The organism is Paenibacillus algorifonticola, from assembly GCF_000971975.1.
Classification (GTDB): Bacteria; Bacillota; Bacilli; order Paenibacillales; family Paenibacillaceae; genus Pristimantibacillus; species Pristimantibacillus algorifonticola.
In genome coordinates this window covers 15,377-38,507 of record NZ_LAQO01000027.1, presented here as the reverse complement: position 1 = coordinate 38,507, position 23,131 = coordinate 15,377, and the positions used below count along the sequence as shown (strand labels likewise).

The 23,131-nt window shown below is 52.5% G+C and carries 21 protein-coding genes and 1 pseudogene; 5 read left to right on the top strand and 17 right to left on the bottom strand.

Features of this window, described 5'->3' with window-relative positions:
- Positions 1-39: 39 nt before the first annotated feature.
- The 11 genes and pseudogenes from WH37_RS25925 to WH37_RS37525 all read right to left on the bottom strand — a co-directional run.
- Complete coding sequence (locus tag WH37_RS25925; RefSeq protein ID WP_046233556.1) at positions 40-1,668, bottom strand: response regulator transcription factor; 1,629 nt, start codon at positions 1,666-1,668, stop codon at positions 40-42.
- A complete protein-coding gene (locus WH37_RS25920; protein WP_046233555.1) occupies positions 1,665-3,410 on the bottom strand; it encodes a sensor histidine kinase in 1,746 nt (581 codons plus the stop codon). The genes WH37_RS25925 and WH37_RS25920 overlap by 4 nt, the downstream gene beginning before the upstream one ends.
- 173 nt (positions 3,411-3,583) lie before the next feature.
- On the bottom strand, positions 3,584-4,801 hold the full coding sequence (locus WH37_RS25915; protein ID WP_046233554.1) for an acyl-CoA dehydrogenase family protein: 1,218 nt from the start codon (positions 4,799-4,801) through the stop codon (positions 3,584-3,586).
- Positions 4,802-4,824: 23 nt separating this feature from the next.
- A complete protein-coding gene (locus WH37_RS25910) occupies positions 4,825-6,195 on the bottom strand; it encodes an LLM class flavin-dependent oxidoreductase (RefSeq protein WP_046233553.1) in 1,371 nt (456 codons plus the stop codon).
- A 48-nt stretch (positions 6,196-6,243) separates the two neighbouring features.
- The gene (locus WH37_RS25905; RefSeq protein ID WP_046233552.1) at positions 6,244-7,233 is read right to left on the bottom strand and encodes an ABC transporter ATP-binding protein; all 990 of its coding nucleotides are present in this window, start codon (positions 7,231-7,233) and stop codon (positions 6,244-6,246) included.
- Positions 7,217-8,302: an ABC transporter ATP-binding protein gene (locus tag WH37_RS25900; RefSeq protein WP_063838045.1), complete on the bottom strand. Its 1,086-nt coding sequence runs from the start codon at positions 8,300-8,302 to the stop codon at positions 7,217-7,219. The genes WH37_RS25905 and WH37_RS25900 overlap by 17 nt, the downstream gene beginning before the upstream one ends.
- A 48-nt stretch (positions 8,303-8,350) precedes the next feature.
- A complete protein-coding gene (locus WH37_RS25895; protein WP_046233551.1) occupies positions 8,351-9,253 on the bottom strand; it encodes an ABC transporter permease in 903 nt (300 codons plus the stop codon).
- Between the two features lie 21 nt (positions 9,254-9,274).
- Positions 9,275-10,222 carry an ABC transporter permease gene (locus tag WH37_RS25890; RefSeq protein WP_046233550.1) on the bottom strand — a complete coding sequence of 316 codons (948 nt, stop codon included), beginning with the start codon at positions 10,220-10,222 and terminating at the stop codon, positions 9,275-9,277.
- 78 nt (positions 10,223-10,300) lie between these two features.
- A complete protein-coding gene (locus WH37_RS25885; protein WP_046233549.1) occupies positions 10,301-11,908 on the bottom strand; it encodes an ABC transporter substrate-binding protein in 1,608 nt (535 codons plus the stop codon).
- Between the two features lie 28 nt (positions 11,909-11,936).
- Positions 11,937-13,130 carry an amidohydrolase gene (locus WH37_RS25880; RefSeq protein ID WP_046233548.1) on the bottom strand — a complete coding sequence of 398 codons (1,194 nt, stop codon included), beginning with the start codon at positions 13,128-13,130 and terminating at the stop codon, positions 11,937-11,939.
- A gap of 46 nt (positions 13,131-13,176) precedes the next feature.
- Positions 13,177-13,728: pseudogene (locus WH37_RS37525) on the bottom strand (carboxymuconolactone decarboxylase family protein); the annotation flags it as partial.
- Positions 13,729-13,990: 262 nt separating this feature from the next.
- On the opposite strand from WH37_RS37525, the gene WH37_RS25870 reads away from it, so the two are divergent.
- Both WH37_RS25870 and WH37_RS25865 read left to right on the top strand, forming a co-directional pair.
- The gene (locus tag WH37_RS25870; RefSeq protein WP_046233547.1) at positions 13,991-14,887 is read left to right on the top strand and encodes a LysR family transcriptional regulator; all 897 of its coding nucleotides are present in this window, start codon (positions 13,991-13,993) and stop codon (positions 14,885-14,887) included.
- A gap of 144 nt (positions 14,888-15,031) precedes the next feature.
- Entirely contained in the window at positions 15,032-16,393 is a 1,362-nt protein-coding gene (locus tag WH37_RS25865; protein WP_046233546.1) for an LLM class flavin-dependent oxidoreductase, read from the top strand.
- A 79-nt stretch (positions 16,394-16,472) separates the two neighbouring features.
- On the opposite strand, the gene WH37_RS25860 is transcribed toward WH37_RS25865, so the two are convergent.
- Together WH37_RS25860 and WH37_RS35745 are read right to left on the bottom strand one after the other, a co-directional pair.
- Positions 16,473-16,697: a hypothetical protein gene (locus WH37_RS25860; protein ID WP_046233545.1), complete on the bottom strand. Its 225-nt coding sequence runs from the start codon at positions 16,695-16,697 to the stop codon at positions 16,473-16,475.
- Positions 16,698-16,769: 72 nt separating this feature from the next.
- Complete coding sequence (locus WH37_RS35745) at positions 16,770-16,928, bottom strand: hypothetical protein (RefSeq protein ID WP_156182368.1); 159 nt, start codon at positions 16,926-16,928, stop codon at positions 16,770-16,772.
- 209 nt (positions 16,929-17,137) lie between these two features.
- Between WH37_RS35745 and WH37_RS25855 the strand changes: the two genes are divergently transcribed.
- Both WH37_RS25855 and WH37_RS25850 read left to right on the top strand, forming a co-directional pair.
- Positions 17,138-18,016: a YihY/virulence factor BrkB family protein gene (locus WH37_RS25855; protein ID WP_082111009.1), complete on the top strand. Its 879-nt coding sequence runs from the start codon at positions 17,138-17,140 to the stop codon at positions 18,014-18,016.
- An 85-nt stretch (positions 18,017-18,101) separates the two neighbouring features.
- Positions 18,102-18,338, top strand: coding sequence for a hypothetical protein (locus tag WH37_RS25850; RefSeq protein ID WP_046233543.1), 237 nt, complete (start codon positions 18,102-18,104; stop codon positions 18,336-18,338).
- A 107-nt stretch (positions 18,339-18,445) separates the two neighbouring features.
- On the opposite strand, the gene WH37_RS25845 is transcribed toward WH37_RS25850, so the two are convergent.
- On the bottom strand, positions 18,446-19,087 hold the full coding sequence (locus WH37_RS25845; protein WP_046233542.1) for an NAD(P)-dependent oxidoreductase: 642 nt from the start codon (positions 19,085-19,087) through the stop codon (positions 18,446-18,448).
- A gap of 295 nt (positions 19,088-19,382) precedes the next feature.
- Between WH37_RS25845 and WH37_RS25840 the strand changes: the two genes are divergently transcribed.
- A complete protein-coding gene (locus WH37_RS25840) occupies positions 19,383-19,796 on the top strand; it encodes a chemotaxis protein CheW (RefSeq protein WP_046233541.1) in 414 nt (137 codons plus the stop codon).
- Between the two features lie 104 nt (positions 19,797-19,900).
- Here the strand turns inward: WH37_RS25840 and WH37_RS25835 are convergent, their stop codons facing one another.
- The 3 genes from WH37_RS25835 to WH37_RS25825 form a co-directional block, all read right to left on the bottom strand.
- Entirely contained in the window at positions 19,901-20,986 is a 1,086-nt protein-coding gene (locus WH37_RS25835; RefSeq protein WP_231594368.1) for an ABC transporter substrate-binding protein, read from the bottom strand.
- A 158-nt stretch (positions 20,987-21,144) separates the two neighbouring features.
- The gene (gene yjfF, locus WH37_RS25830) at positions 21,145-22,110 is read right to left on the bottom strand and encodes a galactofuranose ABC transporter, permease protein YjfF (protein WP_046233540.1); all 966 of its coding nucleotides are present in this window, start codon (positions 22,108-22,110) and stop codon (positions 21,145-21,147) included.
- Complete coding sequence (locus WH37_RS25825) at positions 22,103-23,131, bottom strand: ABC transporter permease (RefSeq protein ID WP_046233539.1); 1,029 nt, start codon at positions 23,129-23,131, stop codon at positions 22,103-22,105. Before WH37_RS25825 ends, yjfF begins: the two co-directional genes overlap by 8 nt.

Below are 23,131 nucleotides of genomic sequence, written 5' to 3'. Positions count from 1 at the left end.
GAAGGGCTATTTTGAATTAGCAAAGTGCTATTAAATAGGTCAGCTTCCCTTAGCCTGCCCGCTTTGCTGGAGCTTGCGATATTCCTGCGGCCCCACTGATGTCGCTTTTTTGAACATTTTCGAAAAATGTGAATAGTTGCCGTAGCCGAGCTCGTAGGCAATGCTCGTAATCGCCAGCTCCGTCTTCGCCAGCATTTGCTTGGCGAGCGCTACCCGCTCCTGCAGCACATATTCGGAAATCGTCAGCCCTGTGTCCTTCTTGAACAGCCGGGCCAAATAATCGGGATGAAGGCAGACATGGCTCGCAATATCCTCGCGCGATAAATCCTCGCTCATATGCTTAGCAATATAATGCTTCACCTTGTCCACAACGGTCTGTGTCTCATCCATGACATTCAGATTGCCGCTGACCTCATAGATGAGCACCCCTACCCACTCCGACAAGTCGGTAATGGAACGGGTGACGGCATCCTCCCGCTTCATCAGCACCATGGCGGAGAACACTTGATGCGCCCGCAGTCCCTTCGCATGCAGCACCTGATGCACCATTTGCAGAAAATCCTCATAAAAGCTGCGCAGCCAGCGGGCATCGGCCTGCCCCGTATGCTTGACGCTGTCTAAATACTTTTCGATTTCCTCAAGCATTTCCTTTCCGCAGCCGAGCTTGAGCATTTCACCCCAGCCGCTCATCACCGGAAGCGGAGCGACATCCGGGCTAACGCTGCAATTGGTTAGGCTAAGCCGTTCATTTGTCCGGGTCACATTATGCGACTCCAGCTCGGCAAGCTGCTCGTACATGTCGCATATTTCCTCCACAGGTACCGCGCTGCCCATATAACAGCATAAGTCGCAGAAAAAATAACGATTGCACGCCTCGATGTACGAATCGATCTGCTCATGCAGCTGCTCGCCATCCTCCTCCTGGCGAATAGGCAGCAGCGCGAGCAGCGCCCCGCTGCGCACCTGAATAATTCGGCCGAGCCCGGACTTCGCGAGAATCATCTCTTCAAAGGAATTGCGCAGCGCATATTCCATAATCTTCTCTTCACGCAGCGTCAGCTCCTTATGCCAGCGCTGGACGCTAATGAGCACCGGCTTATAGTGCGGCAGCTCCTCATAGGCAATGTTATGCTTCGCCAGCGCTTCACGAACGCCTTCCTTGGTCGAAGGAATCGAGCGGCTTAGCAGCTCCTGCCAGAAGCGCTCCATAAACATCGGCTGGTACGATTCCCATAGCCGGTAATAATGCTCGTACATGTCGGCGAATTGCAGCTTTTCGCGATCTAGATCGGCTTTCGTCAGCTTATCCAGCGCGCGCTTGACCGTGCTGGCCAGCTCGGGGTAACGGACGGGCTTGAGCATATAATCGCAGCTGCCAAGCTGAATCGCTTTTTGCGCATAGGAGAAATCAGCATGGCAGGTAAGGAACATTGCCTCCGTCTGCGGATAATGGATTTTTACCCAGTCCAGCAGCTCGAAGCCGTTGCCCTGCGGCATTTCGATATCGCAAATAAGCACATCGATTTTGCTGTCGCTCATAATTTCCTTAGCGGTGCGAATATTGTACGCCTCATGCACGACCGAGATGCCAAGCGTCTCCCATTCAACGCCTGCTTTAATGCCCCGCACCGCATGCCGCTCATCATCGACAATTAACAGCTGTCTCATCCTCGTCGTCCCCCTGTCTCTTCTGGTTGCATCGGCAGCCACAGCTCCACGACTGCTCCCAGGCCGGAGCTGCCGCTAAGTGCCATGCGGGCTGCATCGTGATACAGCAGCCCCAGCCGCTGCTTCACATTTTGAATGCCGATATGATCGCCTTCTTCATTGCTGAGCTCCATATCTCGCTGGAGCAGTGCCAGCACCTGCGGCGGGAAACCCTCTCCCGTGTCCTCGATGCGGACATATAGCGTATCTTCATTATGCGCTTGGGCGGTAACGGCAATGTGAACCTGCGTATCCGTATTTACCGCATGCTTAATCGTATTTTCCACGAACGATTGAATGACTAGTGGTGGAATCGGTACTTTGCCAAGACTCTCATCCGTATGGAAAGCGAAGGTCAGATCGCCCGGAAAGCGCATTTCCTGAATGCGTAAATAATTCATCGTATGGGCAAGCTCGTCAGACAGAGATACGAACGACAGGTTGCTGCGGAACATAAACCGGAAATATTGGACCAGGCAATGGGTCATTTCCTGAATGAGATGATAGTCCTTCACCTGCGCCAAATTATAAACAATATTAAGTGAGTTAAGAAAAAAATGCGGATTGATTTGCAGCTGCAAATGCTTAAGCTGCGCTTTTTTGTAATTCAGCTGCTCCTCCAGCACATTGACCTTGAGCTCCTGAATTTGCTTAATCATGCGGTTGAACGATTCGTTCATCACCTCAAATTCAAACGTGGAGGACGGTTTCGTAATCCGCATATCCAGATTGCCGTCCTCGATGCGGCGCATCGCCATAATAATGCGATTGACCGGGACGAGCACCAGCTTGCGCAGCAGCAGCAAAATAATCGGCAAAATGATAATCGCCCCAAAGGATATAAGCGAGACGATGCTGCGCAGAAAGGGAAGCTTCTGCAGCACGACGCTGTCGGGAATGAGGGCGACAAGCCCGAAGCGGCCTCGCGATGAACGCTCGCCGACTGCGATAAATTGGTCGTTGCTTCCCGTAAGCTGGTAGCCTTCGTTGCCGCTGCTGCTTGGTTCAATAGAGATGTCGCCATCCAGCGGCGTGTCTATAATGGGCTTCATACGGTCATCCGTCAGAAAGGCCCGGCCATTTTCACCCAAATCAATTAAATGCAGCGGCACCATCAGCTGATCGACATTGCCCATCGCGCCTATATAAATGTCGCCGTATTGAATGACATAGGCTAAATAATCACTGCCTGCCATATGCTGGACGAACCAGTCCTTTTGCAGCGGCTTCTTGGCAAGCTTGATATTATCTACAATGTTCTGCTCCATCACGGTTCGGGTGGCATAATCCGGGACAATGCCAAACACGCTCATCAAATCATCGTTCTCCGGCGAATAAATGAAGAACATATCCATCGACTTATAATTGGGCAATTCATTCCTCAATTGATTTCTCAGCTGGATTTTCTCGAACGAATAGCTGTCGGGATTTTGCTCACGCGGCTGCTCCAGCACGAGCAGGCCTGTCTCCATCGCCGCAATATTAAACAAATATTTCTCCACATCCTCCAAATTGCGGTCAATTTGGCCCATATAGAGGCTGATCAGATTTTTATTGGACTGGGCCACCTGATTGCGTACAACATTAATCGCATACAAGTTGTTGTAGATCATGAAGGAAACAATCGGAATGACGAGCAGCAGAAAGCCAAATAATAGCTTAAAACGGAGTGTTCGATAAAAAAACGAATGCCGGAACCTCATGCCTTACACCTCTCTCTTCTGCCGCTTATCAAAGTATAGTATTTTTTGCAAGCGTTTTCAATAATATCATTATTTCCTGCTTGCTCCCCCAAACCTAGCTAAGCACAAATAAGGATGCCTTCCAAATGGACATTCGGAGTGCTTCCATGTTTGTGCTTGATTGTATTTCCAGGCTACCGCCCCAGCTCATGCCTTCCCGCCGCCTCGCGCTGCTTGTCTACCGGGTCGTGCAGTGTGAGCGTTCTGGCGTTGCGGTAATAACGGTCGAAATTGCAGCTTCTGGTCGCCGAGCGGGCACCCATAATTTGAAAAATCGCATTCGTTACGTCGAGCGCGGTGTCGGTCGCAATGATTTTGGCATGGGACGCCGCTGCTTGAACAGCCCTGTGCAATTCCGGTTCTTCTGGCCGCTCAATGACAGCTTGCAGCAGGCGTGCGCCGCGAAGCACCAGCTGCTGCGCGGAGGCGAGCTTGGCTGCCATTTCGCCCACACGGAGCTGCGTTACCGGGTCCTCAGCCGCCGTCTTGACGTCTGACCAAGGCCTCGCTTTCTCCTTCAAATATGCAACAGCCTCCCGATAAGCGCCAATCGCAATCCCGACATATTGGGCCGCAAAATGTATATGAAACTGTGCTGCGAAAAAAGGAGCATGGGCGGCATAAGCGCCAGGTCCTCCCATCACATGCGCTTCAGGAATAAAAACCTCCTGCGCTATGACGGTTCCGCTTCCAGTGCCGCGCTGTCCGATGCCATCCCAATCATCGTTGATCGTAATGCCCGCTCCATTAAGCTCCGCTATAGGCATCATATACCGCTCATCCTGATTGCCCGGCGCATCCTCGGACACCGAGCGCCAGAACGCCCATTTTGCGCCGGGCGAGCCGGTTGCAAAGATCTTTTTCCCATTCAGCCGGTAACCGCCCTCTACTTTGCGAAGCGTATTGGCCAGCACGAAACGATTCGCCCCTGCCTCGCTCCCAAAACTCCCAAATAGGTGGCCGCGCCGAACCTCCTCGAAAAAAAATCGCTGCTGCCCCGCATCTCCCATCGCATGCACCAGCTGTACACCCGTATTGTGCAAGGCAAATACTTGCGAGGTGGACGAGCACCAGGAAGCCAGCTCCATCAGCGCCAATACGAGCAGCACAGCATCTCCCTTGTAGCCAGCGCCGAATCCGCCGAACGCCTCAGGAACGGACAGATTCTGCAAGCCTTCGCTCTTAAGCGCAGCCAGCGATGAATACGGATAAGCGCCTTCGTTATCCACCTGCTTTGCGGCGGGCCCAATGCTTTGCTGGCCTATACGGCGAAGCTGGGCGAGGAGCTCCGCTTGGCGCTGCGTATATTCGGTCTGCTCTACAAGCTGGAGGAGCTTCTCGTCGTTAAACATAATCGTCTCCTTCTTTCCTTCGATCAGACAAGGGCGGCCGGCGTGCGGAACGAAGCGCCTGGATGATGCTCCGGCAGGCGTGCCTCGCCCTTGCCGAACAGCCGCTCGCGGAGCGTGCCTGCTTCGTAATCGGTTTTGAACAGCCCCCGTTTTTGCAGCTCCGGTATGACCAGATCGACAAAATCAACATAGGAGCCTGGCAGCACATACGGCTCCAGATTAAAGCCGTCCACGTCCGTTTCCTCCGTCCAGCGTTCGATTTGATCGGCAACGTCTTCCGGCGTACCGACAACGGTCAGTCCGCGAAAGCCCTTTTGCACAAAATCGTCCATGACCTCCTGCACCGTCTTCTTCGTCTTGCTGTGCTTCGTAAAACGGTCGGTATGCGTTTGGCCCATTTCGGTATGAATATTTTCAAAATAGGCGTTCGGATCAAGCTGCGTCAGGTCGATTCCCGTCACACCAGCGTAGCTGGATAGCGTCGCTTCTGCGCTCTGATGCTGCATATACTCGTCGAATTTGCGCTGCGCCTCCTCGCGCGTCTCTGCCACTACAACCGACAGCCCGGTGAATACTTTCACCGCTGCCGGATCACGCCCATATTCCGCTGCCCGCCTGCGAATATCAGCGATCTGGTCCCGAAGCACCTCCGTCGTCGGCGCCTTGAGAAATATGCCCTCCGCATGCTTCGCGGCGAAAGCGCGTCCCCTTCCTGAGCTGCCCGCCTGAAAAATGACCGGCGTCCGCTGCGGGGAAGGTGTCGAGGCATGGTACCCCTCCGACTTAAAATATTTCCCTTCATGCTTCACCTTATGAACCTTCTGCGGATCAGCAAATATCCGCTTCTCGCGATCAACGAGCAGCGCATCGTCCTGCCAGCTGCCCTCCCAATACTTATAGCTGACATCCATATATTCATCAGCCATATCATAACGCTCGTCATGCGGCAGAAACTCGCTTCTTCCGAACAAATCGGCGGCCGATTTGCTGCTCGTCGTCACGACGTTCCAGCCGATTCGCCCCTTCGTAATATGATCCAGCGTTGAAAATCTGCGCGCATTCGCATAAGGAGCCTCATACGTCGTCGAGGTCGTCATCGTAAAAGCGAGATGCTCGGTCGCCTGCGCAAGCGCTGGAATGAGCAGCATCGGGTCATTGCCTACTGCGCCCGATGCCTCGCGGAACGCAAGCTCGGTCCGTTCCTTCGGATAGCCGTAGCTGTCGGCGAAAAACATAAAATCAAACTTGCCCCGCTCCAAAGTTCGGGCGATATCAATCCAATAATCAATGCTATTATAATGAATGCGATTTTGCTCGGGATGCGTCCAGATGCCTTGGGTCAAATGATTGACTGCATTCACCTCGAATACGCCCAAATGAATTTTCTTCTTCATTGTCTACTCTCTCCTATCCCTCATTAGCTTAGCTTGTCTGCACGGGCCTTACGCAAGATGGCACGCTGCAAAATGGCCCGGCGCAACCTCCCGCTTGGCCGGCGCGAGCTTCCGGCATGTCTCAACCGCAAACGGGCAGCGCGGATGAAAGGCACAGCCGCTGACCGTTTCCAGCGGAGACGGAATGTCCCCTTGCAAAATCATCCGCTCCTTCTTGACCCTGGGGTCGGGAATCGGCACAGCGGACAGCAGCACCTGCGTGTAAGGATGCAGCGGCTGTGCGAACAGATCGTCCGTTCTGGCCTCCTCGACCATTTTGCCTAAATACATAACGCCAATGCGATCAGATATATGGCGTATGACGCCAATATCATGGGCGATAAATAAATACGTCAGCTTTAATTCCCGCTGCAGCTTGCGCATCAGATTAATGATTTGCGATTGAATAATGACGTCCAGCGCCGAAACGGGCTCATCGCAGATGACGAGGCGCGGCTCAAGAATAAGAGCCCGGGCGAGGCCAATCCGCTGGCGCTGGCCGCCGGACAGCTCATGCGGCAGCCGATCATAATGCTCCTCCTGCAAGCCCACCGTCTCCAGCATCCGCATCGCAAGCTCGGTTCGTTCCTGTGGGCTGCCTATACCGTGAATGATGAGCGGCTCTTCCAGCGTCCTGCCAATGGTCTTCCGGGGATTTAGCGAAGAATACGGGTCCTGAAAAACCATCTGGAGCTGCCGGCGGCTGGCCCGAAGCTGGCGGCTCGGCATGCGGTTTAAATCCTCGCCCTGATACAGCGCTTCTCCGGCAGTAGGCTCAACGAGACGCAGCAGCGTCTTGCCTAGTGTGCTTTTACCGCAGCCCGATTCCCCGACCAGCCCGTAGGTTTCCCCTTCATAAATGTGAAAGGAGACATCATCAACGGCTTTAACGAGGCTTTTGCGAAAGGATGCCGGACGCTTCGTACTATAATGCTTGGATAAACCTTTCACTTCCAGCAGCGGCATGGGCCCGCCTTCCTGTTCATGGATAGATGGCATGCTGCACGCCTCCTTTCTCCTCGGCTCTTTCGGCTGCTTCGGATGTTTCAGTTGCTATAGCTGCTTCTGTTGCTTCGAACGCTTCAGCCAAAGTGCCGGCATGCCAGCATCGCACCATCGTTCCACTGGCAGCATCGCGCTTTAATTCCGGCATATGCTGGCGGCACTGCTCGTCGGCATAGGCACAGCGCGGCGCAAAGCGGCAGCCAGAGGGCACATTCAATAGCGAAGGCACACTGCCTTCAATCGCCTGCAAATCCTGCGTTCTGTCACTATCCATTCGCGGTATGGCTCCCATCAGGCCAATCGTATACGGGTGCAGCGGGCGGGCGAACAACGAGGCGACATCAGCCATTTCAACGACCTGTCCCAAATACATGACAACGACGCGCTGGCATGTTTCTGCGACGACGCCCAAATCATGCGTGATGAGCAGAACGCTCATAGCCAGCTTGCGATTCAGCTCCGTAATCAGCTCCATCATTTGCGCTTGAATTGTCACATCCAGCGCTGTCGTCGGCTCGTCGGCAATGAGCAGCTGCGGCTCGCAAGCCAGTGCAATGGCAATCATGACGCGCTGGCGCATGCCTCCAGAAAGCTGGTGGGGATACTCCCATACCCGCTGCTCCGGGGAAGGAATGCCCGTCAGCCTTAGCAGCTCGATCGCTTTGCGAACCGCCTCCTTGCGTCTGATTTTCTGGTGCAGCATAATGGCCTCGATAATTTGCTCGCCAATGGTGTATACCGGGTTGAGCGAGCTAAGCGGGTCTTGAAAGATCATCGCAATTTCGTTGCCCCGAATTTCCCGCATTTGCCGCTGCTTCAGCTCAAGCAGATTGCTGCCTGCAAACCGGATTTCCCCTTCATAGCTCACGTCATGCTTCTCATCAAGCAGCCGCAGCACGGACTGGGCAGTGACGCTCTTGCCACATCCGGATTCTCCGACAACTCCGACGATTTCCCCTCGCTTTACATCAAAGGAAACGCCATCGACTGCCGCCAGCTTCCCGCGTGCTGTATGAAAATAAGTTCGTAACGCTTTAACCTCCAGCAAAAGCTCCTCCGGCATTTCTTCCACCCCTCCTTAGTCGGACTCCAGCCCGCCGGCTGCGATGCACTATTTTTTCCCTTTCCCCTGTCTTACATGAGGGTCGAGCAAATCCCTGATTCCATCCCCAAACAAATTCATCGCCAGTACCGAGATAATGAGCGCAAAGCCGGGAAACAGCGTCATCCACCAGGAGTTGTATATATACATTTTTCCATCGGCCAGCAAATTGCCGAGGCTTGCCATCGGTGCCGGAATGCCCGCCCCCAGAAAGCTAAGTGCGGCTTCCACAATAATCGCCTCGGCAAAAATAAATGAGCTCTGTACAATAAGCGGCGAAATCGTGCTGGGCATAATATGCTGCCACAAAATTCTCGTCTGCGACGCGCCAAGCGCATGCATCGCCTCCACATAGGTTTGCTCCTTCGCGACGAGCGCCGCCGAGCGGACAATTCGGGCTACTGACGGAATAAAAACGATAATCAGGCAAATAATCAGATTGGAAACGCTCGGCCCGAGCGCGGCCATAATGGCAATCGCCAGCAAAATCGCCGGGAAAGCAAACAAAGCGTCCATCGTCCTCATCAGCAATTGATCTAGCCACTTGTACATGCTCGCATACAAGCCAACAACAAGCCCGAGAATAGCGACCGATAAAGCGACGGTAAAGCCGACCTGCGCCGATATTTGCGTGCCATGCATCACCCTGCTGAAAATATCCCGGCCCAGATTATCCGTGCCAAACCAGTGCTCCGTGCCCGGCGGCGACAAGCGGTTGACGATATCGACTTCGTGCGGGCCGTAAACCGAAATCCATGGCGCAAAAAAAGAAATGAAGGCGACCACTATAATCAGCACGCTGCCCGCCGATGCTGTTTTGCTTGCCAGCAGCCTCTTGAGCAGTCCGCGCCTTCGATTGCCGAAAGCGCGCTTGCGCTTTGCCAGATGAAGCGATGGCTGTGCTTTTTCCATCCGCGCCCAGCCTCCTTTCTGTTATTTATTCAACCGAATCCGGGGATCAACGACCGCATAAAGCAGGTCAACAACTAAATTCACAAGTACATAGGTGAACGCGATGAACAGCACCAAGCCTTGAATGACGGTATAGTCCCGGCGCGATACCGAATGTACCAGAAGCTGCCCTAGTCCCGGAATGTTAAAAATACTCTCCACAACCGCAGCGCCAGCGAGCAGCGTACCGAACGTTCCACCAATGACGGTCAAAATGGGAATCAGCGCATTGCGCAAAATATGCTTGTATACGATGCTCCGCTCGCGCAGCCCCTTCGAGCGCGCCGTCTTCACATACCCTTGGTTCATCACCTCCAGAAAGGAGGAGCGAACGATTCTGGCAATGACCGACGACATGACGACGCCGACCGAAACGCCGGGCAAAATTAAAAATTTCAGGAAGTTCCACAGCCCGTCACTGATCGGCGCATAGCCGGATACCGGCAGCCATTTCAGCTGGACCGCGAACAGGAGCACCAGAAACATGCTAAGCAAAAAGCCGGGTATGGTTATGCCGAGCAGCGTATAGGCGGTCAATGCCTTGTCTGCCCAGCCCCCGCGATTCACTGCCGCCCAAATGCCGAACGGCAGCGCAATGGCTATCGCAATCAGCTCGGCAAGCAGCGCGAGCGACAGGGTAGGCTGAAGATGCTCGCCAATGACAGCCGACACCGATTTTTTCAAAAAATAAGAATCGCCTAAATCCCCTTGCAGCGCCGAGCCCATCCACTGGCCATATTGCAAGATGAGCGGCTGATCAAGCCCCATATTGGCACGCAGCTGCTGAATCGTCGCTTCGTCTGCGCCATCGCCCAGCATGACTCGCGCGGGATCACCCGGAATGAGGTAAATGATCAGGAATACAATAACCGACATGATGAAAAGAATGGGGATCAACGATAACACCCGTTTTACGATAAAAGCGGTCAAACCGTTTACCTCCTTCCAAAGTAGAATTCCGCACGGCGTGCAGTTGCTGTGTGCCTGCTGCAATGCTGTGTAATGCTGTTATTCAACCAGCTTCGTATTTGCAAGATTCGGAATGTTGCTGAGGAACGTCAAGCCGACGAGATTTTTGCGAATCGCATTGTAATTGTAAATATCGCCAATCTTAATCGCCGCCAAATACTCCCACTCGTAAGCTTGCAGCGCATCATTCGCCGCTTTAATCGCATCGTCGCCAATAGCCGAGGTAGAAGCTTCAAGCAGCTCTGCAAGCTTGGCATCATCAGCAAAGCCGTAGGTCGGGTTCAAATACAGCAGCTGTGAAGGGGTTGAAGGCACGAGGAATGGACCGACATAAATATCCCAGCCATTCGGGTCAGCCCGCTTCGTCAGCATTGTTGCGTAATCAGAAATGTCGATTTTCGTCTTGATGCCGATTTGCTCCAGCTGCGCCTGCACCATCAACGTTGCATTATAGAAGGTGCCTGTGTCCTTGGTCGTCAGGAGCGTAACTTCCTCGCCATTGTAGCCCGCTTCCTTAAGAAGCTGCTTCGCCTTGTCCGGATTTTTCTGGTTATAGGCTTCGCTGCCAGCCTCGCTGTACCATTTCGTATTTTCCTTGTACATGTAGCTTGGGTTCAAGCGGTACAGCTCCGGTGTGGACACGATGCCAAGCAATACTTGGTCAACATCGAGCACCGAGGCGACGGCCTGGCGGTATTTCAGCTGCGAGAACAATGGCGCCTTTTTATTGAAAATCAAATTGAAATCGGTGGACAGGTTTTTGATGATTTCCACATCAGGGTCACTTTCAACCTGCGGCAAATTATCCAGACTGACATCGACATTGTTAAAGTCCTTCGCAAGGAAAGAGGAGAAACGTGTCGCATTATCCGTTGCCAAAGTGAAATACAAATCGTTCACGAGCGCTTCCTTCTTGCCTGAAAAACCGTCAGCTGGCGCATCGACAGGCTGATAGTCGGCAAACTTTTGCACATGCACGTATTGGTCGGTTTTGTAGTCCACAAACTTGAACGGTCCGGTTCCAATATACTCGGTTACGCCATCCGGACCAGCCGCATCCACGACCTCCTTCGGCATAATAGCTGCAAAATTAAGCACATGGCTAAGCTGCGCCAATGTATCATTTCTCGGAACGTCCGAGCTGAGCACGATCGTATAATCATCCTTGACCTCAAACTCGCGATCGGAAAAAGAGCTCTTCGCGCGCGGCGCCGTATTTTTCCAGCGATTGAGCGAGGCCGCTACATCCTCTGCCTTCATCTCCTTGCCGTTGTGAAACTTGACCCCTTTACGGAGGTGGAAGGTGTATACTTTCCCGTCTTCGCTTAGTTCATAAGACTCGGCGAGCATAGGAACAGGCTCATACTTGGAATTAAAGGCGAACAGCCCCTCATAAATATTGACCGCTATCGTAGAATTGCTTCCGCCAAGCGACAGATGCGGATCAAGCGTCGGAATCGTTTGCGCGAGCGGATATTTCAGTTCTGTCGCCAGCTTCTCGCCTGCCGCTGTGCCAGCAGCCGCTGATTCGACTGGAGCAGCCGCTCCTTCCGAGCTTGCAGGTGCAGAGCTGTTGCTGGAGCAGCCGAAAACGATGAGCAAAGCGCTGAGCAATCCGATTAGGCCTAACTTTTGATAATGCTTCATAAATAAAGTGCCTCCCTGTTATTTTGCATTATGACTGCCAATCAACTAGCTTTTCTGCTGCTTTTATGAACAAGGCCACTCCGTTTGCCAACGCATCCTCATCAATCGCAAATCGTGGATGGTGATGCGGATAGACGATGCCTTTCTCGATGTTGCCCGCACCTATATTAATGAATGTGCCAGGCACCTTGCGCTGATAGGCGGAGAAGTCTTCGCCGCCCATGCCCGGCGGGTTGTGAACGACACGCTCCTTGCCGACGACTTCAATCGCCGCCTCCTCCACGATTCGGGTCAATGCTTCGTCATTGACCACGGGATCATAGCCGTACACATACTGGAACTCGAATTGCGCATTATGCGCCGAAACAATACCTGCAACAATGCGCTGCAGCTGCTCCTCCGCCTGCTTGCGCACCTGCTCGCTGAAGCTCCGCACCGTTCCTTTCAGAGTTACCTTATCGGGTAGGACATTATGGGAGGCTCCCGCCGTGAATTGGGTCACGGAAACGACCAGCCGCTCCAATGGGTCGGTATAACGCGCCACAATATGCTGAATATTCGTCACGATCTGGGCGCCAATCGCAATCGTATCGACCGAGCGATGAGGGAAGCCGGCATGGCCGCCAACCCCGTTGACTGTAATGGTGAAATTATCCGGCGATGCCGACATCTGCCCATATACGACGCCAATTTGCCCAACAGGCAATTGGGCGGCCAGATGCTCGCCTACGATCCAATCCACGCCGTCCAGTACGCCAGCTTCGACCAGCTCACGCGCGCCCCCCGGAGGAAGCTCCTCTGCATGCTGGAAAATAAACCGGATTTCGCCGTGCAGCCGCTCCTTCTGCTCTACAAGTAACCGCGCTGTCGCCAGCAGCACAGCGGTATGGCCATCATGCCCGCAGGCGTGCATGACGCCCGGATTTTGGGAAACATAATCAAACGTGTTTTCTTCCGCTATCGGCAGGGCATCCATATCAGCCCGCAGCGCCAGCGTTTTGCCCGGATATGCACCGACAAGCCTCGCCAGCACACTCGTCTTCGTTGGGCGGCTGATGATCAGCCCGCCAAAGCTGCGCAGCGTGTCTTCGACAAACTGCGCCGTCTCCGTCTCCTCAAAGGACAGCTCCGGATGCTGATGCAAATGCTTCCGCCATGCTACAGCCTGCTCATGAACCCACTCGGGGAGTTGTCCGCCCCAGCCTTTATTTTCATCCGCCATGCTCGCTTCCCCTTTCTTCCTCTTTTTCTTCAGGCTATTAAAGTTTCTACTCCCGCTCGTAGGCTTGCAGGGCATTTACCCGGTGCGCCATCGCAGAGCCTGCCTTCAAAACCGTTGCCACAACAATCGTCTCAGCCAGCTCCTCCAGTGTCGCTCCCGCATCCTTCGCCTGTCTTGTAAAAATCTCAATGCTGTAAGCACTTCCCGTCACATGGGCCGAGCCTACCGCGATGAGCAGTTTTTCCTTCGCTTCGATATGCTGCGCCTTTAGCGACTTATGCAAATATTCGAAGAAAGCATTGTACAGCCCTTCATTCACATCCTCCAGCCGCTCTGCCAGCTCGATATTGCTTCTGCTGTACAAGTCCGTTTCTTTGCTGCCGTTGAAAGCATTAAGCGCATTGACCGAATGATAGAAGGCGGAATGCGCATTGACCGCAGCACCGACAGCCGCCGCTTCGAACAATTCCTCGAACGATGCATTTAGCGCCTTGGCTTTGCCGACATGGGCTTCAATACAATAAGGGCAGCCTGTAACGTGGGCAACGGCAACGGCTATAAATTCTTTGATTTTGACTGAAATTACGCCATCAGCGAGTGCTTCCTTATTAAATTAGCCGAAGGCCTTAAAGGCATCGGGAGCATAACTGAATATTTTGGATGAGTAGCTGGGTGCGTGTCTGGTGTACAGGCTTTCGTTCGACATTAGGGTAAAACCTCCATTTTCCATTTTAAATATGTGTAATCCACTTGATTTAATCGGGTTTATATCTGTTATAATAGGGCATAAAGCTGGACGTGTATAATTGAAAGATTTAAATAGCCAATTTAGTATTTTTTAAGCATAGGGGTGAAATCGCATGGAAATTCGGTTAATTAAAACGTTCCAGACCATTGTTAAGCTCGGTAATTTCCAGCGTGCTGCCGAGGCACTGCAATACTCGCAGCCTACCATTACGATACAAATCAAGAAGCTGGAAGAGGAACTCGGCATGAAGCTGTTCGAGCGGGGCAAAACGATAACGCTCACCAGCGCTGGACGGCTATTCCATGAACGGGCCGACATGCTGCTGCGGGAATACGACGAATTAAACAGCTCCTTGGCGGACTTCATTCAAGGTGATGCCGGCGTTGTTCGGGTAGGCGCTTCCGAGCCGTCCGCCAGCAATCGCCTGCCTGGCATTTTGTCCGCGTATACGCAAAAAAAGCCGAAGGTGCAAATTAAAGTCAAAGTCGGTACGACCAAAGAGCTGATGCAGATGGTCATCGACGATGAAATTGATCTGGCGCTTTGCAATCAGCCTGAACCGCATATCGAGCTTGAATTTCACGGATTAATGAAGGAACAGTTTTCTTTATTGCTGCCTGCTCAGCATCCCTTTGCCGAACGCGCGGAAATACGGATGAAGGATTTGCGGAATGAAAAGTTTCTGTTCACGCCGGGAACATGCTCGTTTCGCATTCGCATCGAGGAAATGATCACGAAAAAAATCGGCAAGCTGCGGCATAACAGCATTGAGGTCGCCAGCATATCCGCGCTCAAATATTATGTACAGGCTCAGCTCGGTATTGCCCTATCGCCCGTCGTCGCCATTTCACCGCCGCTGCCGGGGACGATCATCAAGCAGGTTATTGATTTAGCCGAAGGGCCTGAGCTGGGCATCCTCATTAAGCGGAACAGCACGACGCTAAGCCAAATTAATAAAGAGCTGATTGCCGATATTAAGCAGGCGCTCACTCCCGATCCAGAGTGGTAGCGGCGTCCATGCTTTAGGTTTATTAAAGCCGCGCTTTAGCATTTTCAATTGTACAAATAATGCCCCTTCCGCTATGCTCACTTATAACTATTATTCCGAGTGAATAACTTGATATTTAAATAGTGGAACGGAGCGCTGCTTGCGATGAAAAAAATCCATTTAGGCATTTTCGATATTCATACCCCTAATCAAATGACGCAGGGCTTATGGACCCATCCCGCCAATCAATCTACACGCTATAAGGAGCTGGCTTTCTGGATTGAGCTTGCGCAGGTGCTGGAACGCGGCAAATTCGATTTTATGTTTTTTGCCGACTCCTATGGCTATCCCCATCATAAGCGTGAGCTTTCGTATCGCGAAGCTGTATACACGCCCTCAAATGATCCGATGCTGGTCATTTCAGCACTCGCTGCCAGCACGAAGCATCTCGCTTTCGTAACGACGGCCTCGCCTGTGTACGAGCTGCCATTTCCTAATGCCCGCCGCTTCTCGACGCTTGACCATTTGACGAACGGCCGCATTGGCTGGAATGTCGTTGCTACAGGCGGCATTAGCGGCGCGGAAAGCTTTGGCCGCAGCGGCATTTTGCCGCATGATGAACGCTATGAGCAGGCTGAGGAATTTATGGAAGCAAGCTATAAGCTGCTGGAGGGCAGCTGGGAGGATGACGCTGTAATTGCCGATCGCGGACGCCGCATTTACGCCGATGCGGACAAGGTTCATGTCATTCAGCACAGCGGCAAATATTATAAAATGACGGCTTCCCATGCCAGTGAGCCTTCCATTCAACGTACGCCTGTCCTGTTTCAGGCTGGCAGCTCGGATCGCGGACGTGATTTTGCCGCCAAGCATGCGGAGGGTGTCTTCCTGAAAGCCCCAACTATAGAAGCGCTGAGGGCTCAGGTGCAGGATATTCGCAAACGGGCTGCGGCTTATGGCAGAGGGGAAGGGGAAATTAAAATTTTCACGGGGCTGTCGACTGTGGTCGGCCGTACGCGTGAGGAAGCTGAGCGCAAGCTTGCTGAATACAAAGCCCATCGCAGCCGGGAGGCGGCTTTGCTCACCTATGAGAACGCGACGGGCATTGATTTGTCCGCGCTGGATCCCGATGCGCCGTTCGAACAGATAAAAACCGAGCAAGGACGCACGCATACCGAGCGGTATACGAAGCATAGCGGCAAAGTTCAAAGCGTCCGAGAAGTGAGCGATAATTTTGCAGAGAAGGAATTTCGCGGTATTGTAATAGCCGGAACAGCTGAGGAAATTGCGGACCAAATGCAATATTGGGTAGAGGAAACCGGTATTGACGGCTTTAATTTGGAGCGTTATGTGCTGCCCGGAACGCATATCGACTTTGTCGATCACGTTGTGCCAGAACTGCAGCGGCGCGGCATGTTCCGACAAGAATACGAGGAGGATACGCTTCGCGAGCGCCTGTTCGGCAAAGGAAATACACGTCTGCCAAATACCCATACTGGCGCAGCCTACCGCTTTTCCAATAGCTGACTCGCAACAAATAGAAGGGGTTATCCGCAAGTCGCCTTATTAAGCGTGACTTGCGGATAACCCCTTTCTGCTTTAGGCTTCAATGCCCCATCTGATGCACTTCCTCGGCGTTATAGGACAATAAGCCGAACACGATCAGCAGCGTTGTGAAAATGACGATACAGGCACCGATTCGCCGCAGCGTTTTTCGACGCTCGCTCATATGCACATCTTGGCCGTGGCGCTTCTTAGACGAAGCGATAAACAGCAAGCCCACTCCTAGCAGCAGCGCAATGACGACGCTTGCTTTCAAATAAACGTCCAAACGATCACTTCCTGTCCGCCCATTTATGCTATAGACGTTGATCATTTGGAAAAAGTTGTACCTGCTGCGCGATTAATTGTACGAATGGTTTCCTGCCGCAATAAGGTGTGGCGAGGGTGGTATTGGTGCGCCCTCGCCCAGCTCGTAATCGACCAGTGTCGATTGCAAATACCCTTTCACCGCGAGCGTATTGCAGAACCTCGCCTCCGGTTGGCCGGTCAACAACAGCATTTTGATATACACCCAGTTTATTCCACACTAATTCAGTTTGTCAACTTGGCTTTGAATAAGTACGCTTTTCATTTCGCTTGAGTCGCCGCCTGTACGGGTAAGCATAATCAACAGTATAGGCAACAGCGAATGTTGAGGCCTGACCAGCCTGCATAACAATAGGTTAAAAACTCAGCTCAAAAATAGTTGATAAACGGAGGTAGCTGCTTATGGCTCCTAAATCAAAAACGATGCGATTTTTGCTTGATATGTATATCCGTTTCCGCGATGATGATGTGCCGGGGGTAGCGGCGCAGCTGACTTTTTATTTGATTTTGTCCTTTTTCCCCTTTCTGCTGTTTGTTGTCAGCCTGCTGGGCTTCGTTCAGTTATCGGGGGATAGCCTCGTTGCCGAGCTCATCCGCCTGCTCCCTGCCGAGACGGGCGAGTCGATCAGCCAGGTGCTTGAAGAAATTACGCAGGGCAGCAATGGGACGCTGCTGTCGGTCGGGATGCTGGTGACGATCTGGTCGGCATCGAGTGGCATGAATGCCATTATTAAAGGCATGAATACAGCCTATGAGGAGCAGGAAAGCCGTCCCTTCTGGAAAATACGCGGCATAGCACTGATCGCCACGCTCGTGCTTGGCCTTGTCATTACGCTCGTCATGCTTATGCACGTGTTTGGCCAGACGATCAGCAGCTATTTGTTCGACCTGCTTCATGTGCCAAGTGAAAGCGAGTGGGTATGGAATTTGGTGAAATATGCGATTCCGCTCGCCGCCATGCTTATCGTATTTACGATGCTGTATTGGATCGCTCCCAACCGAAGGCTGACCCTAAAGGAAGTTCTGCCCGGCGTGCTGTTTACGACGATTGGCTGGGTCGCAGCCTCGATGCTGTTCCAGTTTTACATTAATAATTTCGGCAACTACTCCAAAACATACGGCAGTATTGGTGGCATTATTATTTTGCTAGTATGGTTATTCATTACATCGCATATCATACTATTAGGCGGGGAAATGAATGCTTCGCTGGCCCGTCTAAAAATGGGACAAACTCTTATTCCATTAGCAAAAGGGCCGTCCATGTTATCTTCGCAAAAATGAACAAGCACGAGAAAGAGCTGTTTCACATCTGTTTACTTGGGTAAATAACAAGTAATCTATTTCAATTTCGAGGAGGACTTTTACGATGGAATACATTATAAACAAACGATTTGACGGTGAAGAAATCAAGTTTGACGGAAACCACTACATTGGCTGTACCTTCAACAACTGCATCATTACGATATCGTCGCTGCATTTCAACTATGATCGCTGCACCTTCAAAGGCTCCAGCTTTAAGCTCAGCCCAAGCATGTTCTACCTGCAAAATGTATATTCCCTGCTGCCTTCATCGACGAACGGCAAACGGGTTCAGCTTGCTTAGAGCGTCGACAGAACACCCCACCTGCAAGCTCCCAGAACGATAACAAGGGCAAGATTCATGTCGAAATGAATCTTGCCCTTGTCGGTTATTTTTGATTATTGCGCGGCTTACTCCGCTTCCGATACCACTGCGAAACGCTCGTTCACATGGTTCGCTTGCTCAGCCTCATCCACAATCGCAATCGCATAATCCGCATAGCTTACATAGCTGTCGCCTTTTGCGTTAAAGAAGAAGTTGTCCTTGCCTTTCGTGTAAGAGCCTGTGCGTTTGCCATCCGGATTGAAAAAGGCAGCCGGGCTGACGAAGGTCCATTTAATGCCTGCCGAATTTTGCAAATCGTTCAGGTTGCTGCCTTGGTTGAAGGCTGTTGCATAATATTCTTTCGGGAACTGCTCCGTTTCTAACAAACGCTTCGTTTTTGCTTCATCAACGAACAGGCTGCCCGCTCCGCCGATTACGATCAAGCGGGTTTCCGGCGCGCCTTTAAGCGCTTCAATCAGCACTTTGCCTAGCTCCACATGCTTCGTTTCCTCGCCGTGCGGTGCGCCGAATGCGTTGACGACGATGTCAAAAGCTTTCAAATCCTCAGCTGTCAGCTTGAACGCATCTTTCTCCAATACAGCCGCATCGGGCTGTGTAAACTTCGATGCCGTTCTGACAATTGCCGTCACCTCATGTCCTCTTGCTGCCGCCTCCTGAATGATCAAACTTCCTGCTTTACCTGTCGCGCCAATAACTGCTATTTTCATTTTCTATTCCTCCTGAATATAAAATAAGATTCATTTTTCCAAGGTGAAACGGCTGTCGCCATCCTTTGGCGGCGCGGCGCGTTTCATTCCGAGAAATATAGAGAAAGGATAGCGTTAGGATATCCTTTCCTATATTTCAAAAAAGCGATTCGCCCTATGTAACTATTATAGTTACAGGTTGTGTGCAATGTCAAATCATTATTTTGAAAGTTATATGCAGCGTGTCGAACGATATAATATAATAGAGATAGGAATTGCTCGAAGCATACCAAACACGGCAAGGAGACCATCTCTAATGAGCGACTTTATTATTTTCAACGTGGCCAACAAACCGTTTGCTGTCCATTTTTCGGAAATTGATGAAATTCAAGCAGCCGTAGAAGGAACACCACTTCCTTTCGCCGAGCCGTGGCATGGTGGCGTGGCCAACATTCGTGGCGGCCTCTACACTATTATTAACTTGCGCAAAAAATTCAATCTGTTTGGACAGGCCCCAGACAGCTATCAAAAAATCATTTTGCTCAGGCAAGCCAAAGTAGCACTGCTCGTCGATGATATCGAAAATACCGCTTCCATTGAAGAAGCCGACATTGAGCCTGTGCCGGATTCTACAGAAAAGGACATTTTCCACCAAGCTTTCAGGCTAGATAACCGGGTTATTCCGATCCTGCATGTAACGCTGTTCCTCGCTTCTACCAAAACCATATAGTGAAACGACACAAGGCCGTTCCCGCGCAGCTTCTACGCTGTTGGGAACGGCCTTGTGCTGTGCATGATGGATGAGGAACGATCCTTTCACCATCAAAGCTGCGCTTAATACTTCCGGTACGGGATTTCCTTCTTCGCCATTTGCTCGGTATAGACGCTTTCCTGCGGTACGATCCGCTTCGGCAGCGTTCGCCCGGCAACGAGCTCCTGCACCGCCTGCATCATGTTCGGGCCAAGCAGCGGATTGCATTCGACGATGCAGTTGATTTTACCCTCCGCCAGCTTCATGAACGCCCGCCGCGTCCCATCCACTGAAATAATGACAATATCGACGCCTGGCCGCAGTCCATATTCCTCAATCGCTTCAATTGCGCCAAGCGCCATATCGTCGTTTTGGGCGAACAACACGTCCATTTCGCCACCGTATTGTTCAAGCAGTGTGCTCATCACTTCCTTGCCCCGCTCAAAAGTAAAATCAGCGTCGACGCTGGCCATGATTTTATAACCCGGCTGCTTCAGCACAATATCCCGAAAGCCCTGTCCGCGCTGGATCGAGGGGGATGAACCTTCCGTTCCCCGCAGCTCGACGATTTGGATTGTCTCCGCAGCATCCCGCATTTTATCGACCAAATATTTGCCCGCCTTGCGCCCTTCCTCATATAAATCCGCCCCAATATGCGTCACATAAAGCGAGGAATCGCCCACATCGACTGAACGGTCGGATATAATAAGCGGAATACCCGCCTGCTTAACCTCGGTTAAAATATCATCCCAGCCCGAATGTACGACCGGTGCAATTGCAATGACATCGACCTTCCGCTTAATAAAGGAACGAATCGCCTCAAACTGCTTTTCCTGTGATTGCTCCGCATTTTCGAACAATAGCTCGATTCCGGCCTCTTTTGCCGCCTCTTTGACTGAATTGGTGTTGGCCATTCGCCATTCACTCTCTGAACCAAGCTGGGAGAAACCCAGAACAATCGGCCTCACTGGCTGTATCAGCTCGATTTCCGTTGCCTCAGGCAGCGCTCCGCCTCCTGCTATGGCGCCCTCTCCTGCACCCGTTCCGGTCTGCAGCGTATGGTCTACCCCCGATGATGAAGGAGCGGGGGCTGTAAGCTGGCAGCTGCTCAGAAGCATCAAGAAAGCGATTGCATAAATCATTTTCACAAATACAGCTTGTCTTCGCATAAGGCTCCCTCCGGTTCAGACAGTAAAAGCGTCCATGCCCTTCCAGCTTGCTGATCGTATTGTAATGGATACACGCTGCTTTGTCATGGTCGTAACGACTCAGGGGGGTGCCGCGAACAACGTCGAATCGTTGCGCTGCACCCTTAAGCCGCGATCAATCAGGCTTTTTGCATTTGCCGCCTTGCACTGAGCAGACGTTGAAGGACGATGAACAGCAGCAGCAGCAGGCCGATGACGATCTTGGTCCACCAGGAGCTGAGCGTGCCTTCAAAGCTAATAATGGTCTGGATAACCCCTTGGATCAATACGCCGAAAAAGGTGCCGAGGATATAGCCGACGCCGCCTGTCAGCAGCGTTCCGCCAATGACGACCGCCGCGATGGCATCCAGCTCCAGCCCTACCGCATGCAGGCCGTAGCCTGACAGCATATAGAATGTAAAGACGACGCCGGCAAGCGCGGAGCAAAGCCCGCTAAACGTATAGACGAGAATTTTCGTCCGGGCGACGGGCAGCCCCATCAGCAGCGCGGAGGATTCGCTGCCGCCAAGCGCATACGTATTGCGTCCGAAGCGGGTATAATGGGCCAAATAAATCGCTGCTGCTACCACAACAAGAGCAATAACAACGCTGATGGAGATAAAAAAGCCGCCCGGCAGCTTGATCTTTGTCTGCGCCATGCTCGTGTAAAACGGGTGATCAATCGTAATCGTATTGATGCTGATGACATAGCACAGACCCCGCGCCAGAAACATGCCGGCGAGCGTGACGATGAAAGGCTGGATTTTAAAATAATGGATGATCGCTCCCATCAGCCAGCCAAAGGCTGCGCCCAGCACGAGCACAAGCGGAATGACGACGGCGGGCGGCCAGCCTTGCTGCTGGACGAGACTTGCCGAAATCATCGTCGTCAGCGCAATGACCGAGCCGACCGACAGGTCAATGCCGCCAGAAACGATGACGAAGGTCATGCCGACCGCGACGATAAGCAGAAAGGCATTGTCAATGAGCAGATTGAGCAGCACCTGCAGCGAGAAAAAGCCTGTGTAGCGGAACGAGCCTGCCGCAAACATGAAAGCGAGCAGCGCAGCTGTCACTACGATCGGGATGTACTGCCGTTTAAGCATGGCGTTTAACCTCTCTTTCTGCCGGATAGCGGCGTGTCTTAAAGCGGTGCACCAGCGTCTTGCGGAACGTCTCCGATTGAATGAGGCAGACGAGCAGCACGACAAACGCTTTGACCACGAGCGTAATTTCCGGCGGAACGCCGATCATGTAGATCGTCGTCGTCAGCGTCTGAATAATGAGCGCGCCGACGACCGTGCCGAGCAAATAAAAGCGTCCACCGCTGAGTGAGGTGCCCCCGATAACGACGGCAAGAATCGCGTCAAGCTCATACCACAGCCCGGCGTTGTTGCCGTCGGCGCTGGATACATTTGCGCTGAGCAGCAATCCGGCGATGCCCGCACATAAGCCGCAAAACATATAAACGGCGATCATGACGACTCGCGAGCGAATGCCGGCCAGACGGCTCGCTTCGGGGTTGCAGCCGACGGACTCGATGAACAGGCCGAGGGCGGTTTTGCGCGTCAGCAGCGCTGCGATCAGCAGCACTGCGCCAGCGATAAAGATGGAGAAGGGCAGCGTGAGCAGCGAGCCTGCGCCGATGAATTTATAGGCGCTGCTCGATACGGTAATAATCTGCCCGCCCGTAATGAGCTGGGCGACGCCGCGCCCGGCGACCATTAGAATAAGCGTGGCAATAATCGGCTGAATGCCGAAGGCCGCCACAAGCATCCCGTTCCATAGGCCCAGCGCAAGCGCCAGCACAAGAGCAATGCCGACTGCGCTGAGCACAAGGCCCAGCATGTTCTGATCAGTGCCCTTGCTGAGCGTCATGCACGCCATGGCGCCTGCAATGGCCACGATCGAGCCGACCGACAGGTCGATGCCCTTCGTGGCGATGACGAGCGTCATGCCGATAGCCACGAGAATAAGCGGCGCTCCAAAATTTAAAATATCAATCAAGCTGCCGTACAGCTTGCCTGCGCGCATTTGCACGGAGAAAAAATCCGGCGAATACAGCAAATTAAATAATAACAGCGCCCCCAGCATAACTAGCGGCCAAAACAAATGATGCTTCACCAT

Bases quoted from the DNA above. Each gene is read 5' to 3' on its own strand.
- WH37_RS25835 (WP_231594368.1), bottom strand. From the start codon at position 20,986: ATGCGAAGACAAGCTGTATTTGTGAAAATGATTTATGCAATCGCTTTC.
- WH37_RS25895 (WP_046233551.1), bottom strand. From the start codon at position 9,253: ATGGAAAAAGCACAGCCATCGCTTCATCTGGCAAAGCGCAAGCGCGCT.
- WH37_RS25925 (WP_046233556.1), bottom strand. From the start codon at position 1,668: ATGAGACAGCTGTTAATTGTCGATGATGAGCGGCATGCGGTGCGGGGC.
- WH37_RS25845 (WP_046233542.1), bottom strand. From the start codon at position 19,087: ATGAAAATAGCAGTTATTGGCGCGACAGGTAAAGCAGGAAGTTTGATC.
- WH37_RS25865 (WP_046233546.1), top strand. From the start codon at position 15,032: ATGAAAAAAATCCATTTAGGCATTTTCGATATTCATACCCCTAATCAA.
- WH37_RS25850 (WP_046233543.1), top strand. From the start codon at position 18,102: ATGGAATACATTATAAACAAACGATTTGACGGTGAAGAAATCAAGTTT.
- WH37_RS25905 (WP_046233552.1), bottom strand. From the start codon at position 7,233: ATGCCATCTATCCATGAACAGGAAGGCGGGCCCATGCCGCTGCTGGAA.
- WH37_RS25915 (WP_046233554.1), bottom strand. From the start codon at position 4,801: ATGTTTAACGACGAGAAGCTCCTCCAGCTTGTAGAGCAGACCGAATAT.
- WH37_RS25870 (WP_046233547.1), top strand. From the start codon at position 13,991: ATGGAAATTCGGTTAATTAAAACGTTCCAGACCATTGTTAAGCTCGGT.
- WH37_RS25880 (WP_046233548.1), bottom strand. From the start codon at position 13,130: ATGGCGGATGAAAATAAAGGCTGGGGCGGACAACTCCCCGAGTGGGTT.
- WH37_RS35745 (WP_156182368.1), bottom strand. From the start codon at position 16,928: ATGCTGTTGTTGACCGGCCAACCGGAGGCGAGGTTCTGCAATACGCTC.
- WH37_RS25910 (WP_046233553.1), bottom strand. From the start codon at position 6,195: ATGAAGAAGAAAATTCATTTGGGCGTATTCGAGGTGAATGCAGTCAAT.
- yjfF (WP_046233540.1), bottom strand. From the start codon at position 22,110: ATGCTTAAACGGCAGTACATCCCGATCGTAGTGACAGCTGCGCTGCTC.
- WH37_RS25840 (WP_046233541.1), top strand. From the start codon at position 19,383: ATGAGCGACTTTATTATTTTCAACGTGGCCAACAAACCGTTTGCTGTC.
- WH37_RS25825 (WP_046233539.1), bottom strand. From the start codon at position 23,131: ATGGTGAAGCATCATTTGTTTTGGCCGCTAGTTATGCTGGGGGCGCTG.
- WH37_RS25885 (WP_046233549.1), bottom strand. From the start codon at position 11,908: ATGAAGCATTATCAAAAGTTAGGCCTAATCGGATTGCTCAGCGCTTTG.
- WH37_RS25900 (WP_063838045.1), bottom strand. From the start codon at position 8,302: ATGCCGGAGGAGCTTTTGCTGGAGGTTAAAGCGTTACGAACTTATTTT.
- WH37_RS25855 (WP_082111009.1), top strand. From the start codon at position 17,138: ATGGCTCCTAAATCAAAAACGATGCGATTTTTGCTTGATATGTATATC.
- WH37_RS25920 (WP_046233555.1), bottom strand. From the start codon at position 3,410: ATGAGGTTCCGGCATTCGTTTTTTTATCGAACACTCCGTTTTAAGCTA.